The 3787-nt window shown below is 56.6% G+C and carries 4 protein-coding genes and 1 pseudogene; 1 reads left to right on the plus strand and 4 read right to left on the minus strand.

Going from position 1 to position 3787, the window contains the following annotated elements; translation table 11 throughout:
• Nucleotides 1–216 precede the first annotated feature (216 nt).
• Complete coding sequence (locus tag E5W87_RS28795) at nucleotides 217–534, plus strand: YMGG-like glycine zipper-containing protein (protein WP_292405241.1); 318 nt, start codon at nucleotides 217–219, stop codon at nucleotides 532–534.
• A gap of 181 nt (nucleotides 535–715) precedes the next feature.
• Here E5W87_RS28795 and E5W87_RS28800 read toward each other — a convergent pair whose 3' ends face one another.
• From E5W87_RS28800 to E5W87_RS28815, 4 genes and pseudogenes are all read right to left on the minus strand, one after another.
• A complete protein-coding gene (locus E5W87_RS28800; protein ID WP_292405243.1) occupies nucleotides 716–886 on the minus strand; it encodes a hypothetical protein in 171 nt (56 codons plus the stop codon).
• A gap of 32 nt (nucleotides 887–918) precedes the next feature.
• A complete protein-coding gene (locus tag E5W87_RS28805) occupies nucleotides 919–1314 on the minus strand; it encodes an SMI1/KNR4 family protein (RefSeq protein WP_292405245.1) in 396 nt (131 codons plus the stop codon).
• Between the two features lie 291 nt (nucleotides 1315–1605).
• On the minus strand, nucleotides 1606–2034 hold the full coding sequence (locus E5W87_RS28810) for a hypothetical protein (protein ID WP_292405247.1): 429 nt from the start codon (nucleotides 2032–2034) through the stop codon (nucleotides 1606–1608).
• A pseudogene (locus E5W87_RS28815) lies at nucleotides 2034–3787 on the minus strand (hypothetical protein); the annotation flags it as partial. The pseudogene E5W87_RS28815 and the gene E5W87_RS28810, both read right to left, overlap by 1 nt.

Genomic DNA, 3787 nt, shown 5'->3' on the forward strand with positions numbered 1-3787 from the left:
AGCCTGATTCATCTCGACAGAGCCCAGCTCTATCGTCTTGTTAAACCAAGATCTTTATGATCTTTTTGTTTGACCATGATCTTTCCGAACGGAAAGCCTGGGCCGTCAAGACGAAAGAAACCATGTCTTATTTCGTGAGGCATGGTGCCCCTGTTCCGCCGCAATGCGACCGCACTTGGCAAAGCATTGACCCGAGGCTTTAAAGGAGGACTCCAAATGACCATGCAGAAAGCCATTGCCGCCGCGCTTCTGACTGCCGTGCTGGCAGGGTGTGCGCAGACCGAAGGGCAGCAGAGAGCCGGAACCGGCGCGCTGATCGGCGGCGCCGGCGGCGCCCTCGTCGGTCAGGCGATCGGCGGCAATACGAAGAGCACCGTCATCGGTGCAGCCAGCGGCGCCCTGCTCGGTGCGGTGGTGGGCAGCGCGACCACACCGCAGCGGCGCGGCGAACAGCTTTGCCGCTATCAGGATCGCAACAGCGGCCGCATCTACACCGCGCCTTGCGACGACCGCTACTACGAAGGCAATTATTGAGCGTTAGCCCCTTCTCCCCGTCGCTATACGGGGAGAAGGTCCCGGCAGGGGAATGAGGGGCAGCGCAAAATTCTGAAATGCCGGCACCGCCCCTCACTGCCTGCCGGCATCCTCCCCGTAGCTTGCACAATGATCGGCCGAAGCGGGTCATGGCCTCCGCAAGGTCAGTGCTCCCTGCACCCTACCCATCCGCCCGCGCCGCCTTCTCCAGCGCCGCCTTACGCAGAATCGCGATAGCTCGATTCCAATAGCGCACCGCTTCAAAATGCTCTTGTCTGGTCAACCAGATCTTGTTCTCCAAACTGACTGGATCGCCGCCAACCGCAATCGGTGTGAGCTCGAACAGTTCCATGCCCTTGGAGCGCGAATTTGTATCTTGGGCGCTTATTTCCAGTCCTCCAGCCGAGCAAATAGATCGGCGAGGTCTCGCGCTATCCTCTCGGCGGATTGCCGTTCCATAAATATAAACGGGATGCGCACGATTGGCATTTCTACATCGTCGGTGTCGAAGCCATAGGCTTCCCCTCCTCCGTTCGATGCGAACAAGAGGATGCCTGGCGCATATTTTTCAACCTCATATTCTCGATTGAAGTCTACCAACTCTTCGGCTTTGAAAAAAATTATATAGCTGTCGCCGATGAAGCCTTCACCTCCATTATGCTCCCTAAGGAAATTGGTGTAATCCTTGGGCAGCGTCACTCCCAACCGTGCGGACAGGCCATCGACGACTGCGACTTCAGCCGGTGCGTCGAACTGTCCCTCAGTTAAAATATGCCCCAATGCTATCCTCCCAGATCTTTCAGCAACTGGTTCCACCACGGCGTACCCTGTTGTCGATGAACATTGCGAGGCAGAATGATTTTGTTGGAGGAGTCGATCGGACTGCCGCCAAACATCACTGGATTGATTTCATGCACATCCACGGACTGGCCGACAGGCCCTTGAACAGCGGCACGGGCTGGGGGTTCTCAATACGCCAACTGTTCCTGCGCGGCGACAGACATGGCTATGCCTGGTCATAGGCGTCTTTGTCATAGCCATTTGGATCATTCGAAAAGCCCAATCCAGTTGCTATTGATCATCGTAGGGATCAATTACAGCGAACGGAATGCCCAACGATTCAAGCAGATCAAGAATGCGTTTCGAGATGACGAGGCGATAGTCTGCTGCGATCCCGAAGTCGTCGCGGCCAGCCTCGCCATTCACTTTAAGCCAGACAAAGGGTGGAAGTTCCTGCCCAGGTTGATCCTCGTGAAACTCTTCGGAGGTTGTAACTTCAGCATCAGCAAACGTTGCACCCGAAAAGCCCATCTTCTGCAGTGCGCCCTGCGTTTCTTCGGTGACAAGATAACACGGGAACGTCGTGACGATCACATCGCCAAACCAGCCCTCTATCACATAGTGAAGCTTGGTCACGATTGGCGGATGGACACTCGAGTCAAGAACGGTATTTTCACCAAGTCCACCAGCGACGTTCGGCCATATGTAAAAATATTGCATCACTCACCTATTGGAGGATTGAACAGATGTCCGTATTTTTTGTCGATATAAGTCACGTAGTCCAGCACCTGCTGACGGGTTGGCTGGGGGTGCGACGCATAGAATTTATCCCATTCGAATCGGAACACGATCTTGTGCAAAAGGTTATCTAATCCTTTTGGTATGCCGCGAAGATTTTGAAGAGAGTGCATCTCATCTTTAGCAACAAGGCTTGGATATCTGGTCCATACCTGTCGCTCTGCAGCATGGTGGACGACAATCTCTCCCTCTAGATTCGGGTTCGCATCAAGAAGTGTTTTGCGGTAATTTTTCGAAGCAGACTTCCCCAACGATGCTCCTGGATACCTTACGGTGGAAGGGTCTCTGGCGATCGACTTTACGATCTCAAGAAGCTCTGCCTTGTCAGGTTTGGCGCCTGTGCTGACGCGGTAGGCGGCATCCTCTGCAGCTTTGACTAGAGAATTCGTCTCGATGGCTTGGCGAGCCACCGCACGCTCAGCGGCGAGCTCTGATGTGGCGCGCGAACCGCTCGCAGCAAGCTCATCTAACGGCTTGGCAAACTTGCCCGTCCCGCCGCGGACAATAATCAATCCTTTTGCGACAGCCTGGCCGAGTGACTCTAATGCCAGCCTGCCCCCGGCAGCCGGTCCCGAGGCAGGATTGACCGGCAATTGTTCGATGGCGCCCAACGGATCGTCGCGCAGGCCCCGGAGAAACAGCCCGATGTCATGCGGGGCTCGCCCCAAGGCCTCGAAACCTTCGGCGAGGTAGTTGCCGAAGTCCTCCGCGGCGTGTTCCAGTTTCGATTGAGGTTTCCTGGGGCTTGAAGGAGTAGGCGGTTGATTCTGCTTCCCGACGATCACTGGCGCAACAACGGGCCTAGCCGGTTGGCTTTCGACCGATTGAGGAAGCCCGGCTTGGAAGAGCTGTTGGGATAAGGCTGCTCGGACCTTTGGATCGAACGCCCCATCAAAGAGGCTGTACAGGATGGTGTGCTTGTCCGCCTGCGGCACGCTCCTGTCTTTGAATATCTTCGCGATGTTCTTGAGGACAGACCATGGCAACGGTTGATAATTCTCGATGCCCAATTGCTTTTGTGCTGCAACTGAAGCGGCGATTGCTCGGACATAAGTTCCTCGGTCGTAGGTGTCCGGCTCTCCTTCACGATTCCATGACTCGCTGTCGGGAGTGGTGATCTCGCTCCAGGCTGCGTCGACGCTCGGAAAGACCTTGCGAACGTATCCGGCAGGGTCCATCCGTCTGGCGTCCAGCGTCTGAAGCGCGGCGGCGGCCGTGACGTGGTACCGCGCCTGCTCCCCTTGGGAACCTGCAGGACCAGGTTCGGCATCGCGTAGCGCCGCATGGATTGCTTGGTTCGGCATGGTGCGCATGCCGAAGGCCTGACGACCAACATCAATCTTTCTGGCAAAATCCCCGTGCTGCTTGCCGCCCTCCTCGACGCCATAGACAGCGATGAAGGCATCCAGACCAGGCATCTTGCCGGAATAGGCGCCAGTCCGTGCGATGGCGTCCGGCGCGTTCTGCTCGGCGAGACCGATGTTGGTGCGAAGCTCAACCTGCTGAGCCGTTTTGGCCGCCTCCGCTTGTCGAACCAGCGCTGCCTGCTCCTGTTGTGGAAGGTCGTCTCTAAACGCCTGCGCTACGCGCTCATCTGGCGTCTGCCTGCCAACGCGGTCACCTTTCCCGCCAGTTGCCTTTGAGTTGTCCGAGACAAAGCTGCCTGCCGCTTGGG

Origin of the sequence: Mesorhizobium sp., from assembly GCF_004962925.1 — a bacterium.
Lineage (GTDB): Bacteria > Pseudomonadota > Alphaproteobacteria > Rhizobiales > Rhizobiaceae > Mesorhizobium.